General features: G+C 67.0%; 15 protein-coding genes. 2 read left to right on the top strand and 13 right to left on the bottom strand.

Annotation, left to right across the window (positions count from 1 at the left end; translation table 11 throughout):
• Positions 1-129 precede the first annotated feature (129 nt).
• The 10 genes from METFAM1_RS0118860 to METFAM1_RS0118815 form a co-directional block, all read right to left on the bottom strand.
• Entirely contained in the window at positions 130-1,749 is a 1,620-nt protein-coding gene (locus METFAM1_RS0118860; RefSeq protein ID WP_019917094.1) for a ShlB/FhaC/HecB family hemolysin secretion/activation protein, read from the bottom strand.
• A gap of 129 nt (positions 1,750-1,878) precedes the next feature.
• Positions 1,879-3,432, bottom strand: coding sequence for a hypothetical protein (locus tag METFAM1_RS0118855; RefSeq protein ID WP_019917093.1), 1,554 nt, complete (start codon positions 3,430-3,432; stop codon positions 1,879-1,881).
• A gap of 90 nt (positions 3,433-3,522) precedes the next feature.
• Positions 3,523-4,356, bottom strand: a complete 834-nt coding sequence (locus METFAM1_RS0118850; RefSeq protein WP_019917092.1) for an FxDxF family PEP-CTERM protein — start codon at positions 4,354-4,356, stop codon at positions 3,523-3,525.
• 366 nt (positions 4,357-4,722) lie between these two features.
• Positions 4,723-5,373: a hypothetical protein gene (locus METFAM1_RS0118845; protein WP_019917091.1), complete on the bottom strand. Its 651-nt coding sequence runs from the start codon at positions 5,371-5,373 to the stop codon at positions 4,723-4,725.
• Positions 5,374-5,381: 8 nt separating this feature from the next.
• Positions 5,382-7,034: a putative porin gene (locus tag METFAM1_RS0118840; RefSeq protein WP_019917090.1), complete on the bottom strand. Its 1,653-nt coding sequence runs from the start codon at positions 7,032-7,034 to the stop codon at positions 5,382-5,384.
• 34 nt (positions 7,035-7,068) lie between these two features.
• A complete protein-coding gene (locus METFAM1_RS0118835) occupies positions 7,069-7,773 on the bottom strand; it encodes a TonB family protein (RefSeq protein ID WP_019917088.1) in 705 nt (234 codons plus the stop codon).
• On the bottom strand, positions 7,773-8,177 hold the full coding sequence (locus tag METFAM1_RS0118830) for an ExbD/TolR family protein (protein ID WP_019917087.1): 405 nt from the start codon (positions 8,175-8,177) through the stop codon (positions 7,773-7,775). The genes METFAM1_RS0118835 and METFAM1_RS0118830 overlap by 1 nt, the downstream gene beginning before the upstream one ends.
• A 10-nt stretch (positions 8,178-8,187) precedes the next feature.
• Positions 8,188-8,598, bottom strand: coding sequence for an ExbD/TolR family protein (locus tag METFAM1_RS0118825; protein WP_019917086.1), 411 nt, complete (start codon positions 8,596-8,598; stop codon positions 8,188-8,190).
• A gap of 14 nt (positions 8,599-8,612) precedes the next feature.
• Positions 8,613-10,289, bottom strand: a complete 1,677-nt coding sequence (locus tag METFAM1_RS0118820; RefSeq protein ID WP_019917085.1) for a DUF2341 domain-containing protein — start codon at positions 10,287-10,289, stop codon at positions 8,613-8,615.
• A gap of 399 nt (positions 10,290-10,688) precedes the next feature.
• Positions 10,689-11,459 carry a pseudouridine synthase gene (locus METFAM1_RS0118815; RefSeq protein ID WP_024300846.1) on the bottom strand — a complete coding sequence of 257 codons (771 nt, stop codon included), beginning with the start codon at positions 11,457-11,459 and terminating at the stop codon, positions 10,689-10,691.
• Between the two features lie 260 nt (positions 11,460-11,719).
• Here METFAM1_RS0118815 and METFAM1_RS0118810 point away from each other — a divergent pair, with 260 nt between their 5' ends.
• Both METFAM1_RS0118810 and METFAM1_RS0118805 read left to right on the top strand, forming a co-directional pair.
• Complete coding sequence (locus METFAM1_RS0118810; RefSeq protein WP_019917083.1) at positions 11,720-13,051, top strand: sensor histidine kinase; 1,332 nt, start codon at positions 11,720-11,722, stop codon at positions 13,049-13,051.
• 54 nt (positions 13,052-13,105) lie between these two features.
• On the top strand, positions 13,106-13,378 hold the full coding sequence (locus tag METFAM1_RS0118805; RefSeq protein WP_019917082.1) for a hypothetical protein: 273 nt from the start codon (positions 13,106-13,108) through the stop codon (positions 13,376-13,378).
• A 5-nt stretch (positions 13,379-13,383) separates the two neighbouring features.
• Here the strand turns inward: METFAM1_RS0118805 and METFAM1_RS0118800 are convergent, their stop codons facing one another.
• The 3 genes from METFAM1_RS0118800 to METFAM1_RS0118790 are packed head-to-tail and all read right to left on the bottom strand — an operon-like array spanning position 13,384 to position 17,233.
• Positions 13,384-13,941, bottom strand: a complete 558-nt coding sequence (locus tag METFAM1_RS0118800) for a DUF1415 domain-containing protein (RefSeq protein ID WP_019917081.1) — start codon at positions 13,939-13,941, stop codon at positions 13,384-13,386.
• Positions 13,938-14,852, bottom strand: a complete 915-nt coding sequence (locus METFAM1_RS0118795; RefSeq protein ID WP_019917080.1) for an alpha/beta fold hydrolase — start codon at positions 14,850-14,852, stop codon at positions 13,938-13,940. Before METFAM1_RS0118795 ends, METFAM1_RS0118800 begins: the two co-directional genes overlap by 4 nt.
• Before the next feature lie 29 nt (positions 14,853-14,881).
• Positions 14,882-17,233, bottom strand: a complete 2,352-nt coding sequence (locus METFAM1_RS0118790) for a DNA internalization-related competence protein ComEC/Rec2 (RefSeq protein WP_019917077.1) — start codon at positions 17,231-17,233, stop codon at positions 14,882-14,884.
• Positions 17,234-17,348 lie beyond the last annotated feature (115 nt).

Below are 17,348 nucleotides of genomic sequence, written 5' to 3'. Positions count from 1 at the left end.
CGGACAGGTGTCATGCCTTCATGGTCGGCGGCTTGTGTGTAGTGCGTATGTCGGTGACCCGCACTGCCGGGGCATACCGTGACGCAGTCGATCGCCGGCATGCCCTCGTGGCCCGATCAGGCCGGTCGATCAGAATTCGTAGCCCAGCCGGACCAGTAGCCTGCTGTCGCCCTTTTCGGTGCGGCCGGCCGCACCATCGCGCAAGGCCAGCGCCCAGTCGGCATCCAGCCTGAATCCACGTGGCGCCTGCATGCGGATGCCCAGTCCGGTCGCTTCCAGCGCAGCGCGGCCGTCCTGGCCGACGAAGGGCTGGCGGATGCGCAGCCCCGCCCAGTCGTAGAACATCAACCCGCGCATGGCGTAGCCGTCGAAGGGCTGCCATTGCGGCGTCAGCAGTTCGGCGCGCACACGTTCGCCCTCGTCGCCCAAACGCTCCGATTCGAGGTAACCGCGCACCGAATCGAAGCCACCGGCAGAGAACTGCTCACTGTTGATGAGCAGGTCGTTGCTGCGCTGGATGTCGGCCCGTGCGCCCAGCCCCCAGCCGGCGCCGAGTGGCAACGCCGCCTCGAGCTCGAAACGCGCGACGAAGAAATCCGCCGTGGCGCCCGGACGACGGCAGTCGAACTGGTCGACACGGATGCCGTTGCAGTCGATGGTCCGCTCGTTCATGCCCGCCGCACCGGCGTTCACCGTGCCGCTGAAGCGCAGCCGCGCGCCGGACGCATAAGGCACGGTCAGACCGTACTGGGCACTCATGAGCCAGTACTTCACCGGCTGGCTCAAGGTCAGCGTGGTGCCGGCGATGCCCACCGTGTCCTGTTCGTTGTCCTTCCAGTCCAGCCCGAGGCTCAAGGTGTGGTTGATGTCGAAGGTGCGCGTCGGCAAAGGTCGTATCCAGCGCAGGCCGATCACGTCGCCGCGGCCGAGCGAGGTGGTGTCGAACAGGGTCGGGATATTGCTATTCGACCGCGCGAAGAAACCGGCGACAAAGCTGTTCTCCAGCGGCACGGCGTAGTTCAGGCCCCACACCTCGATCTGGTCGCGCTCGGTGGGCACGACGAAGTAGGACAGGCCGATCGAATGCCGGCGCTGCCAGAGGTTGTCGTAGCGGATGGACGCCTCGAGACGCCCGGTGTCGGTGTCGGCGCTGCGCTTGTTGCTCAGTTCGATCGATCCATGCAGCGGAAAGCTGTCTTCGAGCTGCAGTTCGACCACCACCGATCCCGGCGTGCGCCCGGCCTGCAGCAGCGGTGTCACACGCAGGTCGGCGTTGCGGCCGACACGACCGAGGTCCGCCTGCACCTCGGAGAAATTCGGTACCTCACCCTCGGCCAGCGCCGGCGTCTGCTCGCGGACGCGACTGGGCAGCGTGTACTCGGCGCCGGTCACGCGCAGCCGTTCGACCCGGCCCTCGGTCACCTGCAGCGTCACCACCCCGGTGGTCACCGCCTGTTCGGGAATGCCTACCGCCACCGTCAGGTAGCCGGCGTCCTGATAGGCCTTTTCGAGCGCCTGCGCCGCCTTGTTCACGTCGTCGGCGTTGCGTCGCTCGCCCAGATAGGGATAGACCGCACGCTCGATCGCTTCGTCCGGCAATACCGAGTTGCCCTCGACCACGTACTCGAAGATGTCGAAGCGGGCGGACGCCGGTTCCTGCGAGCCGGTCGCCGGTTGCGCGCGGGCTGCGCCACACAGCGCAAGCATCAGGCACAGGAATGAGATGTGGCGGAAGAGGAGGTGCGACATGCCTGCCTTGAAGGAGTTCGTTTCGCTACTGCAATCATGCAAACGGCCCGCCGGATGGCGGGCCGTCTGTTCATCCGCGCGCCGGAACGCGCTCAAACCGTTTCCGGGCGCGGCTTTCCTGCGTACTGCTTAGTTACCGACGTACTTCAGCGGCGAGCAGGTGTTGGCGGTGCGGGTGAACTTCGACACGTACAGGTCGGCGAAGCGGACGCCGCTGCCGTTGACGTCGCTGCCCGAGCCGTTGGTCAGGCCTGCCCAGAACTGCGGCAGCGACGCGAACGCTTCCGGCGTGCTGACCTGGGTGCCGGTGTTCTCGAAGTTGCCGGTGAATTGCGGCGAGCCGGCACGCTTGGCGAACTCGGTGGCGAAGGCGGACTGCACGCCAGCGATGGCCGGCACGTTGTCGCCCTGCTCGTTGCTCACGGCCACGTTGCGGTTCTGCATCGACAGTTCGACCACGAAGTCGTACTTGCCGGCGATCAGGTTGGCCTTGGACGGAGCGATGCCGGTGGCGCCTGCCGACGACGACAGCGTCTTGGTGGCGGCGTCGTACAGGTACTCGCCCGCGCCATCCAGATGACGGAAGCTGAAGTCACCGGTCGCGGTCGAGCTGGTGTAGGAATCCAGCGACAGCACGCCGATGGCCTTGACCGGGCCCGATTCCGAGAAGGTCACCTTGAAGGTGTTGTTCTTCTGCTCTTCCGGATCCCACGACGTGAAGGTGTAGTCGGTGCCGTTGTCCGCAGCCTGCAGGCACGAACGCACGTTACCCGACGACGAGTTCTCGATCACGGTGTAGCCAGCGGCCGGGTTGATGATGTACGGATCGGCGGCGGTGCCCGAACCGGATTCCTTCCAGCCGTAGCTGTCGGTCATGCGGGCCGGCTCGGTCGAACCCGTAGCGGAGCACGGGAAGTTGTTGAAGAACCAGTTGTACGAGGTCTGGGTGCCCGAACCTTCGACACGGCGGCACACGACGACGTCGCCGGACAGCGACGGATCGACCTGGTCCCAGGTCTGGATCTGGTTCGACAGCATGGCACCGTAGGTCGAGCGCGACAGATAGGTCGACGCCGGCACGGTCTTGGTGGCAACCAGGCCCATCATCAGCTGGTTGATCGGGGTAGCGCTCAGGCGTGCGGTCTCGGCCGAGCTCAGCGCAGCGGTGTCGTTCTCGGTGTTGTACGGCTCCTGGAACAAGGCCGGCTCGACGTCCGACACGCCCAGATCCGGCACCAGACCGGCGTTGGTGGTCAGTTCGTGACCCACTTCACCCGGATCGGTACCGACGATGGCGCAGCTGAAGGGGCTGGCCTTGGTGCCGGCGCCCGAGGTGCAGTTGTTCACGTCGATGGTCTTGACGCGCTGGGCACGGGCGACCGGGCCCACGCCGAAGGCCGAACCGCCGGCAGAACGCTTGATGAACAGCACCTTGGTGCCGTTGGCGATACCCGGAATGCCGTTGGCCGAACCGGCGAAGGCCTTGTAGTTGCTGGCGGTGTAGTGGGTGACGCCGGTCATCATGCCTTCGGCGATGTCAGCCAGGAAGTTGTCCGGTGCCGAGGCACCCGACAAGTAGACCACGTTGTGGGCGACACCACCGATGTTAACGGTGCCGGCAGCCTGGGCAGCGAAGCCGGCCGACATGGCGGCAACGGCGAAAGCGAGATGCTTCAGTTTCATTCTTTCTCTCCAGATGAGGTCGGGACGGGCAAAGCCCGCCCGGCGCAGGCGCGCTCAGGTGGCGCGCCCTGCGGAAACAGTCAGGATGGATCAGCCGCGAGCGCGGCGGGCGGCGAAACCGAGCAGACCCAGACCGGCCAGCAGCATGGCGTAGGTCGAGGGCTCGGGCACGGCGGTGATCTGCAGGTGGTACATGCCGTCCTGGCCCATGTAGACCTTGGCAAGCACGTCCATGCCGTTGGCGTCCTGCATCTGGCCCATCAACGAGGCAGCCGAGCTGGAGCTCGAGCTCGACGTACCGCCGAACACGAACATGTTCAGCGACGCATCCAGGCTGCCGAAGCTGTCATAGCCTTGGCCGCCAAAGTTGCGGCCATTGAAACCGGCGTAGGCACTCGAGTCGGCTTCAACCGTCAGGGCATAGCCGTCGTCTGCACCCTCGATCTTGCCGTTCACGGCACCGAAGTACTCGTTAAGCTTGGCAGCCGACGCATTGAGGGCTGCGTTGGTGTAAGGAGTGGCCGCCGGAACCGCATTGACGGTCTGTACCAGGCGACGCAGACCGGAGGTATCGATCGACGTGATGTTCCACACCACGTTGGCCGGCACGGCGCCAGACAGGAAGTCGGTGAAGGACGGGAGCGCGTAATCGAAGATGACGCCGCCAGCGGCGTTCTGCGTTACGGTGAAGCCGACCGCCGAGGTCGTGTTGGTGCTGCCGATAAGGCTGTTCATGCGTACATCGCTGCCGAACAGCGAATTGAAGCCGGCATCGTCCAGCTCGTAGGTGTAGCCCACGCCGGAATCACGGTCGAAGGCGGAGAACACGAACTCGCCGTTCGCGGTGCTGCCGCCGATATCGGCGCTGGCCACGGCCGACATGCCGAGCGCGGCGATCGCGAGCATCAGTTTGGTCTTGAACATATAAATCTCCTGGGTAGTTTCGTGGGTGGATTCCGGCGACAAGCCCGACCTCCCTGCTCCACGAGGAAGCGGGGTCATGGTGATGAGCGCGCGTTACACGCTTCGCGTCGGGCGGCAATCGATGCGTAAGCCGAACGGACTATGGGGTGTAAGAAATTCCGTCCGTTGACCTGGGGCGAAGGTAGTCAGACAAGGTGACATTCGTGTTTCAGGCGTGGCCGTCGAAACATGATCCGTTTGGCTCATCTCGACTGATCCCTGCCCGAAAACCCTTTGCAGAAGCCCGTTGCGACGTAGTCCGCACACAAGGGGAAAAGCATCAATCGGGGTGGCGGACGACGCACGCCTGCAGGTTGCAGCGACCTGTCATCGCCTTTCCGCGTCCGACACCCGGTGTTCGTCCATGCGGTCCCGCCAGGCTTCGGCGAGGTTCTCCAGCTTGACCCGGCCGATCTGCGCGAAGGGTTCGCCCTGACCCACGCGTTCACCCAGCGTGCGTGCGTTCCAGCGGTCCAGCACTTCGACGCCGGTGCGGTAGAGCTCGGCGTTGTCCTGCGTGCACTGGTCGAGGCGGCTGCCGAGCTGGCCGGCGCGGGCCTGTGTCTGTTCGAGTTCGCGCGCCGTCGTCGCGAGCGTGTTGCGTGTGTCGCCCAGATCGCGCTCGCGCTCGGCCAGGCGGCTGGCCGTCTGTTCGTGGCGGGCGGTCAGTGCGCTGTGCGCGGCGCGCAGTTCTTCCAGCTCCCGCTGCGTCTGGTCGAGCTGCTTCTGCATGCTGCCGGCGCGGCGCCGCGCCGACTGCGCCTCTTCGCCCAGCTTTTCCAGCTCGGCGCCCTGGGTCTGCTTCAGCGACTGCAGTTCCGCTGCAGCCGCCTGGCGCTGCTGCTGTTCGGCCGACAGCGCCTGCTGCAGTTGCTGCGCCTGCGCACGCAGCCGGCGCAGCTGTTCCTGTTCACGCGAGGCGTTCTGCGCCAGCGCCGGGCCGGCTGCGAACAGCAGCGCACATGCGATCAGCGACATCCTCATCGTCAGAACCTCACGTTCATGTCGACCATGACGGTGTCGACCTCGTAGCGCTGGCCGGCGACGACCGCGGGGTCGTAGGTCATGCCCTGGATGTTGCGCGCCGAGTACCAGCGCAGGCCGACCGCGGTGTCGCGGTAGAGGCCGTAGCTGCCGCCGAGCACAAAGCCCTTCAGGTTGGTGCCGCCGAGACCGAAGTCGGAGTCGGTGAAGCCGTCAATCAGCGCATCCGACCCGATGTACTTGTACGAGGCGAACACCTGCCAGTCGTCGGCCAGACGCACCGACGGCATGCCCACCATCAGGCGCAGGTGGTACGCGGTGTCCTTGCCGTCGGTGAGGTTCAGACCGGTGCGGCGCAGGATGTCGCCGCGGTCGAAGCCGGTGTTCTTGACGTACTCGGCGGACAGCAGCACATGGACCGGATCGAAGTGGGCAAGGTCGGCCGTTGCGGTCAGCACCCAGGGTTCGAACTTCGATGCCAGACCGTAGATGGGTGCTTCGGTGCTGTCGATCGGGCTGTTGGTCAGCACCAGCGTGTTGCCCTTTGCGCGCAGCGCCGACGAGTAGGCGTAGCGGCCGTATCCCTGGAGCGGTCCATCGACTGCGTCATAGGCCGTGTCGGTCTGCGCCTCGACGCGGCCGTAACGGTATTTCGCGAGACCGACGCGCAGGCGCGTGTTGCTGCTCAGGTCGTACTCGGCACCGATCTGGCCGCCGGCCAGCCACTGCTTGTCAGCACCCGGCGGGTTGTCCGCGCGCAGCGGGAACCAGCCGGCGGTGACGAATGGCCGCAGTGACTGCGTCGGTGTCACGTTACGCAGACTGACGGCCACGCCGTCGAAATTGAGGTCTTCGTCCCACACCAGATCGGTCGAGAACCAGGGGTTGGGAATGCGACCACCACTGACCGACGCCCACTCCACCGGATCGAACTTGATGTAGGCGCGATCGACCAGGAAGCTGTACTTGTTGAAATTGTTGCCCAGCGTCTGATTGGTCGATACGCGGTCGGTCACGTTGCCGGTGGTGAAGCGCAGTCCGGCGCTTACGCTGTCGTTGATCTTGGCCAGCACACCGAGACGTGCACGCAAGCGCATGCGATTGACGCTGTCGGCGACGTTGCCGGTGGGAAAGCCGTTGCCGTCGAGATCGGTCGCGCCCGGAAAGCGCGTGGCGAGCGGAAAGTCATCGTTGGTGGCGGCCGGATTGCCGATCGCATTCGGTGCATAACCGGCGATCGGCGTATTGCCGTCGGACAAGCGGTCATTCTGGTAACGCACCCGCAGATCGCCTTCGATCTTGATCCGCTCAGTCCACTCCGGAATCGCATTCGGCGCCGCCCAGCCTTCGGTGCGTGCCTGGGCCAGCACTTCCTGCTTCAGCTGCTCGCGTATTTCCGCCTTGACCGACTCCGGCACGTACTGCACGCGCACGGTGCTGTCTTTCTTCGCCTTCGCCGCAGTTTTCGCCGCCTTGGCTTCGGCGGCCTTGATCAGTTCGTCGGCTTTCTCGCGGGTGAGCACGCCGGTATCGACCAGGGCGTCGATCAGGTTCATCGTGGTCTGGCGCAGGGTGTCGATCGATGCGCCTTCGTTCGCCTGCGCGGGCAGTGCGAACAGCGCGGCAAGCGCGAGCGTGGGCAGGGCTTTCTTCATCACTTCGGTTCCGGAGTGTCGTGTATCGGGTGCGTCAACCGGTCATCCGGTTGGTGATGCGCAGGCGTATCGGCTGCGGCATGTCAGAGGGGGGCGCGTCGCGGAAGGCGCGCATCTGGGCCAGCGCGGCAGACAGGGCGGCGTCGGCCTTGTCGTCGCCGGTGCTGTCCACCAGTTCGGCGCGCCGCACGCTGCCGTCGCGGCCCAGCCAGATGGCGACGGTGACGCGGTAGTCGAGCAGCTTCACTTCGCGGTTGCGCGCCAGCTCTTCCTGGATGTGACGCTGCAGCGCGTTGGTGAAGAAGGCGTACTGCATGCGGTTGGGCTTGGCCGGGCCGCCGCCTATCGTGGTGCCGACGTCGCCGCCCTTGTACTCGTTGGTGACGCTGCCGGCGGCAAACGGACTCGGACCGTCGCCGGCCGCGCCTTCCATCTTCAGCTGCTCGGCCTGCTGTGGCGGTGCCTCGACCGGCTTGGGCTGCTCGACCTTCACCTCCTTCATGTCCTTCGGCGGCTCGGGTCGCTTCTCTTCCTTCGGCGGCGGAGGAGGCGGCGGCGGCGTGTCCGGAATGATGGAAATCTTCGTCACCTGGCGCGTCGGCGCCGACGGCTTCGAGAACAGGTCCTTCAGCCACATGCCGGCCGCCACCAGCAAGGCGACGCCCAGCACCAGCGCGACGAAGCGCAGCGCGCGCGCGCCGCGCGACAGCTCGACGGAATCTTCGGCCAGCGCGCTCATCAGGTGCCGATCCGCGAGGTGATGAGGCCGACGTTCGCTATGCCCATGCGGTTCACCAGATCGACCACCTGGATGACACCGTTGTAGGGCGCACGCGCTTCGCCACGGATCATCACGCTGAATTTCGGGTCGCGTGCGCGCGCCGCATTGAGCTGACCTTCGAGCTGGTCCAGCGTGACGCCGACGCCATTGACCATCAGCGCCCCGCTTTCCATCACCTGCACGATCTTCACTTCGTGCTGTTCGGTGCTCGGCTTGTTCGACGGCTTGGGCAGCGTCATCGTCAGGCCCTGCACGCCGGCGGTCGTCATCAGGATGAACACGACCAGCAGCACGTAGGCCAGATCCAGCATCGGCGTGACGTTGATCGAGTCGTAGGGCTTCGCCTCTGTATTGATTTGCATGAGCGCGACCTCAGCCCGCGACCTTCTTGGTCACCAGCCCGACTTCGGTGATGTCCAGCCGCTTGCAGATTTCCAGCACCGCCGACACCTTCTCGTAGTGCGCGGCAGCGTCGCCCTTGAGCACCACCGGCAGTGCCGGGTTGGCGCTCTTGTACTGGCCGAGCCGCGCTTCGAGCGTGGCCATGTCGACCGGGTAGGCATCGAGGAACACGTCGCCGGCGGCGGTGATGGTGATGGCCTTGGTCTGCGGCTTGGCGAGCGACGACACGGTCTGCGTCTGCGGCGCCTCGACCTTGATGCCCTGCACCGAAGCGGTGGTCATGATGATGAACACCACGAGCAGCACATAGGCCAGGTCCAGCATCGGCGTGACGTTGATTTCGTCGTAGGGCTGGTTGTCGTCCTTGACGTCGGCGGACATGGGCGGGCCTGTGCCTATCGGCCGTGAACTTCGGCGACGCGGGTGATGAACTCGTCGACGAAGATCTGCATGTCGGCGCTGATGTTCTTGATGCGCGACGCGAGGTAGTTGTAGCCGAACAGCGCCGGAATGGCGACGGCGAGGCCGGCCACCGTGGCCAGCAGCGCGGCGGCAATGCCCGGCGCGATGGCGTTCACGTTCACGTCACCCGCAGCGGCGATCGCCGCGAAGGTGATCATGACGCCGACCACCGTGCCGAGCAGGCCGAGGAAAGGACCGCCGGAGATGGCGATGGTCAGCAGCACCATCTGCGAATTGAGCTTGTGCGACTCGCGCACCAGGTCGGCGTCGATCGACGCCTTGATCGCGTCCATCGACGCACCGGTCAGGCCGGCCGCCTCGCCCTGGGCGTCGAAACGCTTGCGGATTTCGCGCAGGCCGGCGCCGTACAGGCGGAACAGCGACGAGCTCTTGTGCGTGGCGCCCTGATCGAGCTTCAGAAAGTCCGTGCTGGCGCCGCGGAAGCGCTGCAGGAAGGCGCGGTTGTCGCCGTCGATGCGGCCGACCAGCATGGCCTTGGCGATCATCACCCAGCAACTGATGACGAACATGACGGCGAGGATGACGATGACCACCCAGGCGTCGACCGTTAGGTTGTCAATCAGGATGCCGAAGTAGTTGTGGCCGCCCTCTTCGCCCTCGGCCGCGTCTTCGCGCACCGTCACGAAGGTGGCGTCGGCGCCCTGCCCGGCGGCGGCCAGCTTGATCCAGTCGGCGCTGCGCGCCGTGTTTGCCAGTTGCAGTTCGTCGAGCTCGCCGCTGTATGCGTCGCCGATCACCACCTCGGCCTGTTCGGCCGGCAGCGCGGCGTCGGCCGAAGCGACCGGTTGTCCGTCGACATAGAGCGTCGCCTTGCCACCGCCGACCGTCGCCGCGACGTGCTGCCAGGCGCCCGGCTTCAGTGCGCCGCCGGCCACGCGGGTGGCGCCCACGTTCAGCACATAGGCGCTGTCCTCGATCTTCACCGTCAGCGTGCCCTGCGCGTACAGCGTGGCCTGCTGCGCGGCGACCGGCTTGATCCAGGCCGACATCGTCCATGCGCCGCCGGCGCTGGTCGCCAGTTGCGGCGCGGCCGGCACGCGCAGCGCGCTGCCGTTGAAGATAGCCGCGTCGCCCAGCAGCGCAGCCTTCTGCAGTGTGACGTTGCCAGTCGCGGTCAGCGCGCTGGCCGAGGCGTCGGCCAGAGGTGCCGCTTCGGCGAACTGCCAGGCACCGACGGTCGAGCCGTCCCAGGTCGCCTTGCTGTCCTGAGCACCACCGACCGCGACATTGCCGAAGTAGGCATACAGTGTCGTGCTCTGGCCCGGCGCGATCAGCGGCACCTGTACCCACACGACCGCCAGCTCGTTCAGGCTGTCGTAGCGCTCGACGTGGTGCTTCAGCACCGTCTTGTCATCGCCGGCGACGAAACGCAGGTCGGAGCCGTCTTCCTTCGCTGCGGTGAAATCGAAATTGCCGCTGTGCAGGCGCACTGCGACAGGCACCGACGACTGCGGCGCAGTGATCGCCACGCCGGTGGCGGAGGTGTCGAGCGTGATGGTGCGGCGGGCAGTCCACGCCTCGTCCCACCAGGCGTTGGCAAAAGAAGGGGCGAGCGCCAGCAGGGCGCCGAGGGCAATGATGTTTTTCATGGCAGGCAGGGAAAATTTCAGGCCGGATTCTCGCGGCCCAAGGTGTCCTTGCCATGACATGAAATATGGGGATGGATAGTCCGAACGGACTATCGCGGCTTGTGCATCGATACTGGAGGCCGCACCGAACCGATCAGCCCCCCCTGTAGGAGCGGTCCTCTGACCGCGACACGGCGGCTGCAGTCCCCAGGCTCCGATACAGGCTCATGTCGGGGTCAGAAGACCCCTCCCACAGAATCACGGCTTCGGTGGCGGATCGTGCGCGCACCTACTGTAGGAGCGGTCTTCTGACCGCGACGCAGCGGTTGCGGGTCCGCCAGCTTCGATCCAGGCTGCAGTCGGGGTCAGAAGACCCCTCCCACAGAGCGCGCAAGCGTATGCGGGTGGGTGCAGTGCAGCCTACTGACTGCCACGCAGCGGATGCACAGCCTCAGGCCGCAGCACCGCCGCATCCCACCCGAATACCTCTGCCAGCCGCTCGAAAGCCGTGCCCGGCCCGCAGCGCAGTTCGATGTCAGCGCCGCTGATCGGGTGGCGGATATGCATATGTATACAGGCGAGCAGCAGCCGCGACTGGCCGCACAGCGTGGCGACGTAGCGGTTGTGCGCACCCTTGCCGTAGCTGGCGTCGCCGATGACCGGATGGGCAATGTGCTTGAGGTGACGGCGGATCTGGTGCGTGCGGCCGGTCAGCGGCATCGCCTCGACCAGCGCGTAGCGGCTGCTCGGGTAGCGGTCTATCGCCACCGGCATTTCGGCCACGGCCAGACGCCGGTAGCGGGTGACGGCAGGCTGCGCAGCCACCGGTTCGGCACCCTCGCGCGCGCCGCGCGGGTCGATCGCGTCGTCGATGCGGCGCAACGGGTGATCGATCTCGCCCGCCTCCGGCGGGTGACCGCGCACCACGGCGAGATAGCGCTTGGCCGGCAGGTGCTGCGCGAACTGCTGTGCCAGCGCGTGCGCCGAGGTGGCGTCGAGCGCGAACACCAGCACGCCCGAAGTGCCGCGGTCCAGCCGGTGTACCGGCCACACGCGCTGGCCGATCTGGTCGCGCAGCTGCTGCACCGCGAATTCGGTTTCGTGGCGATCGAGCGCCGTCCGATGCACCAGCAGGCCGGACGGCTTGTCGATGGCGATCATGGCCTCGTCGCGGTACAGGATGTCGAGCATGTGGACGTCCGCTTCCATGAGAGCCGCGGATCATGCACCACCCGTCCGAGGAATGGCACGGGGAATCGGTGTAAACCAAAGTGATATGCCAAAGATATGCCCGGCATGAACCTTGTCCATGATCAACATGAACATGCGCGTGCCGCGGCACCATGCGGCCGTCCGGTCCCCGCTGGCCTGCCCAGGCTGGCTGCGCTGCCGCAGCGTGCGGCGCGTATGCCACTGACCGGCCACACCACCCATCCGAGGTCGCCCAGACAATGCACTTCACGCCCGCCCCTGCCCTGCCCGACGAGGCAGAACGACTCGCCGCGCTGGCCGAGTACGCCATCCTCGACACCGACGCCGATCCGCTCTACGACGACTTCGTGCTGCTGGCCACCCGGCTGTGCGGGACACCGATGGCCTATATCAGCCTGATCGACCACGACCGCCAGTGGTTCAAGGCACGTACCGGCGGCGGGCCGGACGAGACGCCGCGCAGCGTTGCGCTGTGCAGCCACGCGATCGCGCAGCGCGAAGTGTTCGTGGTCGAAGACACGCACGCCGACGTGCGCTTCGCCGGCAATCCGCTGGTGACCGGCGCGCCGCACATCCGCTTCTACGCCGGCGCGCCGCTGGTGACGCCGGAAGGTCATGCGGTCGGCGCGCTGTGCGTGGCCGATCACGTGGCACGCCAGCTCAGCGCAGGACAGGTCGAATCGCTGGCCGCACTGGCGCGTCACGTCATTTCGCAACTCGAACTGCGCCGCGCCACGCTGCGCCAGGCGCGCACCCGGCGCGCACTCGAAACGTCGGAGCGCCGCCTGCGCGACATGAACGAACACCTCGAAGAGCGCGTCGCCGCGCGCACGCTGGAACTGCGCCAGCTCAACGACGATCTGGCCGCCTTCGGCTACTCGTGCGCGCACGATCTGCGCACGCCGCTGCGCGCCATCGACGGCTTCTCGCGCATCCTGCTGGAAGAGGCGGCGGCCAGCCTGAATGACGAACAACGGCTGTATCTGGACCGCATCGTCGCCAACACGGTGCGCATGGGCGAGCTGATCGACGCCATCCTCGATTTCTCGCGCATCGGCAGCAAGTCGCCGCAGGTACAGCGCATCAATCCGGCCGCGCTGGTGCGCGAGGTGGTCGCATCGCACCCCGGCTACCGCGACGACAAGCGCGTCAGCGTAGACATTGGCGCGCTGCCCGACACGCTGGCCGACCCGGTGCTGTTCCGGCAGGTGTGGCAGAACCTGATCGACAACGCGCTGAAGTTCTCGCGCGCGCAACCGCTCAGCGAAGTGACGGTGGAAGGCTGGATGGAAGCGGGCCGCGCCTGCTACGCGGTCAGCGACAACGGCCCCGGCTTCGACCCGTCGCAAGCGCACCGGCTGTTCCGCGTGTTCGAACGCCTGCATCCGGCGTCCGAACATCCGGGCGTGGGTGCGGGTCTGGCCATCGTGTCGCGCATCGTGTCGCGCCACGGCGGGCGCATCCGCGCCGAGTCACCGCCGGGCGGCGGTGCGCGTTTCATCGTCGAAATGCCCCTTGCACGCGCCAGCGTGGCCACCCGGGTGGCGGAGCCGGAAACGGTCGCGGCCTGACATGGATGCACTGACGGTGCTAGATTGAGGACACCATCCAGCGGGAGGTGAGTCATGACTGATGCACACGCATGTGAATACGTCGTCGACCTGACGAATCATTCCAACCGCCTGCGGCTCGAATCCGCCGTGCCCGGGCGTCCGATGAAGGTGGTGGTGCGCGACCCGGCGCACCCGGACGGGCCGGCGATCCACGGCACCGGCCTGCTCAGCGCCGACGGTCGCAGCTTCGCCATCGACATCCCGACGCCGTCGGGGCTGCACCATCAGGCCTGTGACTGGGCGAAGCTGAGCGCCGAACTGAACACCTATTCCGAGTTCGATTGAGCGCGTCAGCGCTGGCGTCGCCCGTCCGGCAGACCGAGCGCGCGCCAGCCCTCGATGCCCAGCTTCTGCAGCGTTTCGATATTGCGCTCGTAGATGCTTTCCGCCTCCGGGAAAGCATCTACCGCACGCGTGACGCTGGCCTCGCGCAGCAGATGTATAGTCGGGAAGGGTGCGCGGTTGGTGTAGTTGCCGATGTCGTCCGGCTCGGTTTCGGCGAACTGCCACTGCGGGTGGAAGGCGGCGACCTGGATCACGCCTTCGTGGCCCTGCTCGCTGACGGCTTCGTCAACGATGTCGAGGAAGTCGTTGAAATCGAGAAAGTCCTCAAGCAGCGAGGCGTGCATGATCAGCGTGGTATCGACCTGCTGCGGATCGGCCGCGGCAAGAAAGCTGATCTCGCGATCAATGTCTTCGAGCAGACCGTCGAGGTGCTTCGCCTCGCTGACCACGTAACGCACCTGCTCCTTCACATACACCGCCTTGGCGAACGGGCACAGATTGAGCCCGATGACCGCCTTCTCTATCCAGTGGCGGGTGGCGGCGATGATGTCGTCCTTGTTCATGAAACCGTGTCTTCAGTGAGGAATTGTTCGACCGGTGCGGTCTGCGCGATGTCCATGAACATCGGCGCGTGACCGACACCGGGTATTTCGAGCGTGCGCGCCCTCGGGCCGCGCGCGCTCATCTGCGTCAGCGTGTCGTGCGTCAGCAGGTCGGATTCTGCACCGCGCACGCACAGCGTCGGGCAGCGTATCGCGTCGTACAGGTTCCACAGCTCGATGTCGCCGAGGAACTGCATGGCGGCGAGCGGCTTGCCGATGTCCGGGTCGTAACCCATTTCGAAACCGCCCTCAGCCGTCGGCCGCGTCACGTGCACGGTCAGGTGGCGCCACTGCGCGTCGGTCAGCGGGCCGAAAGGCGCGCTGACCACGCGGATATAGCGCTCGGCCTCGTCCAGCGATGCGAACTTCGGCGCCTTGCCGACGTACTCGGCGATACGGCGCAGGCTGACTGCGGTCACCACCGGACCGACGTCGTTCAGCACCATGCGCGTGATCGGCGTCTGCGGCAGCGCGGCCAGCGCCATGCCGATCAGCCCGCCCATCGAGGTGCCGAACCAGTGCACGTGCTCGACGCCGAGGCGGGCAATCAGCGTGACCATGTCGCCGACGTACTGCGGCACACCGTAACCGGCCGCATCCGGCAGCCAGTCGCTGCGACCGCGCCCGACCACGTCCGGGCAGACGACGCGGTAATGCTGGGACAGTCGCTGCGCGAGAAAATCAAAATCGCGGCCGACCCGGGTCAGGCCGTGCACGCACACCAGCACGCGCGGATTGTCCGGATCGCCCCACTCGGCGTAGGCCATCCGGTGCAGTCCTTTCGGATTGGCGCACTGCACGTGCAGCAGCCGCGGCTGTTCGCTCACCCGCGCCCGCCCGAACCACCCCGCCACCTTGTCGATCACGCCCATGTCGCCCCCTAGCCCCTAGCCCCTAGCCCCTAGAACTCATTGTGCCAGTAGCGCGCGTCCTGCTCCCGGCTGCGTTCGATCGCAACACCCTGCGCAGTGAAGCGGTAGCGCACCGCGCCATCGCGATCGCTGCGCCGCTGCGTCGCACCGGCGGCCGCGTAACGCGCCGCGACGGCCGGATGCGGGTGATTGAAGCGGTTGCGGTAGCCGACCGCATGCACCACCTCGCGCGCCGCGACCGTATCGACAAAGGCCTGAGTGGACGAGGTGCGGCTGCCGTGGTGCGGGCTGACCAGCAGGTATGCAGCAAGCGGCGCGCCTGCCGCCAGCAGCGCGCTTTCGCCGTCGGCCAGCAGGTCGCCGGTGATCAGCGCGACGCCGTGCGCCGACTGCACCCGCAGTACGCAGGACAGCGCGTTGCTCGAACGCGCACCGCGCGCCACCGCGCCGGGCGGCGGGTACATCAGTTCGAAGCGCACGCCGTCGACGGACCACCTTTGCCCGGCGGTGCAGTCCTCGGTGTCGGGCCGCAGCAGCCGCAACCCGTCGTGCGCCGGTACCGACGACAGCACACGGTCAACCGGCATGCCGTCGAGCAGCGAAGCGGCGCCGCCCGAATGGTCGCTGTCGGCGTGGCTGACCAGCAGCAGGTCGAGCCGGCGCACGCCGCCGGCGCGCAGATAGGGCAGCAGCAGGCGTTCGCCGGCATCGGCTTCCGCGCCATAGCGCGGGCCGGTGTCGAACACCAGATCGTGCGCCGCCGTCTGCACGTGCACCGCCAGCCCCTGCCCGACGTCGAGCACGGTGACCGTCATGTCGCCGGGCGCAGGTCGCGGCGGCGTGAAGAGCAGCAAGGGCAGCATCAGCGGCAGAGCGAGAACGCGCCCGCTCCACCCGGCGGGCGCCAGCGCACAGCCAGCGCCGACGACACCGGCCAGCACCGCCCACGGCGGCGGCGCAGCGCCGTGCCACAGCGCCCAGTCCGGCGTCGTCAGCGTTGCCGCAATGCTCATCAGCACCGACGTCAGCGCATGCGCACAGATGAGCAGCAGGTCGACGGGCAGCAGCACCGCCAGCAGGGCGAGCGGCGTGATCAGCCCGCTGACCAGCGGTATCGCGAACAGATTGACCAGCGGTGCCAGCAGCGACATGCGGCCGAACAGCGCAAGCGTCAGCGGCGCCAGCCCGATGGTGATCGCCGCCTGCGCGCGCAACCAGCGACGCAGCGGATGACGCGCGCCCAGTTCGCTCGTGGCCGCATAGAACAGCACCGCCACTGCACCGAAGGACAGCCAGAAACCAGCGTCGATCACCGCCAGCGGATGCAGCGGCAGCACGACAGCGACCGCCAGCGCCAGCGCGTGCGATGGCGACGAGAAGCGCCCGGCGAGCAGCGCAAGTCCGGCCACGGCGAGCATGATCAGCGTGCGCTGGGCCGGGATGCCGAAGCCGGCCAGCGCGCAGTAGGCAGCGGCGGCCAGCAGCCCGGCCAGTACCCCCGCCCGCTGTGCTGGACAGCGCAGCGCCAGTATCGGAACGCGACGCCAGACGGCCGCACACAGCCAGCCGGCCAGCGCCGCCACCATGGTCACGTGCAGGCCGGAAATCGACACCAGATGGGTCAGGCCGGCTCGCTCGAACAGGTCCCACTGTGCTGGCGAAATGGCGCGCTGGTCGCCGATCGCCAGCGCGATCAGTACGCCCGCCCACGGATGGGTGACGGACACACCGTCGACGACGCCGAGCACGCGTTCGAAGCGCGCGCGTACCGCCTGCCGCGCGCGCTGCACCGCGTTGCCGACGCCGGCCGCCTCGGCTTCCAGCATCTTCGGCGCCGCATCGCCAGAAGTGCGCACATGACCGGTGGCGCCGATGCCGCGTGCGAACAGCCAGCCTTCGTAATCGAAGCCGTGCGGATTCATATTGCCGTGCGGCCGTTTCAGTCGCACGCGCAGCTGCCAGCGACTGCCGGCCGGCAGCGCGGGGCGCGCCCACGACGCCTGCTCGCCGCGCGCGTCGTACCAGTTCAGCACGATGCGCGGCGGCACGCCGGGCGGCGCCCGCTCGACCTCGAAATCGAAGCGCAGGCCGCGCTCGGTGCGCATGGGCAGGCCGGCGACAACGCCGACGATGTCGATGTCACGTCCTTCGAGCGCGCCGTCCAGACGCCGGTCGAGCTGTGTCAGCCCCCAGCCGGCCGCCCAGCAGAACGACGCCAGCAGCACGCCGAAACAGGACAGCCCACGCCAGTGACGGCCGGCGAGCATGCACACCAGCGCCAGCACCGCCAGCGCGCCGATCTGCGGCCAATCAGGCAGCCGTGCGAGCCGCGACGCCAGGAAGGCGCCGACTACCAGTGACGATGCGAGGCGGATGGACATTCATCGATTATCGCCTATCAACCCATATGGCATATACGAATGACACTCTCTGCCGCGCACGGCCGGAACCTCCGCTCGCGGCGCCGATCCAGAGCAGGCAGGATGCGACGTCGGC

This window comes from Methyloversatilis discipulorum, assembly GCF_000527135.1.
GTDB classification, from domain to species: Bacteria; Pseudomonadota; Gammaproteobacteria; order Burkholderiales; family Rhodocyclaceae; genus Methyloversatilis; species Methyloversatilis discipulorum.
This window is presented reverse-complemented; position numbering and strand designations above follow the sequence as displayed.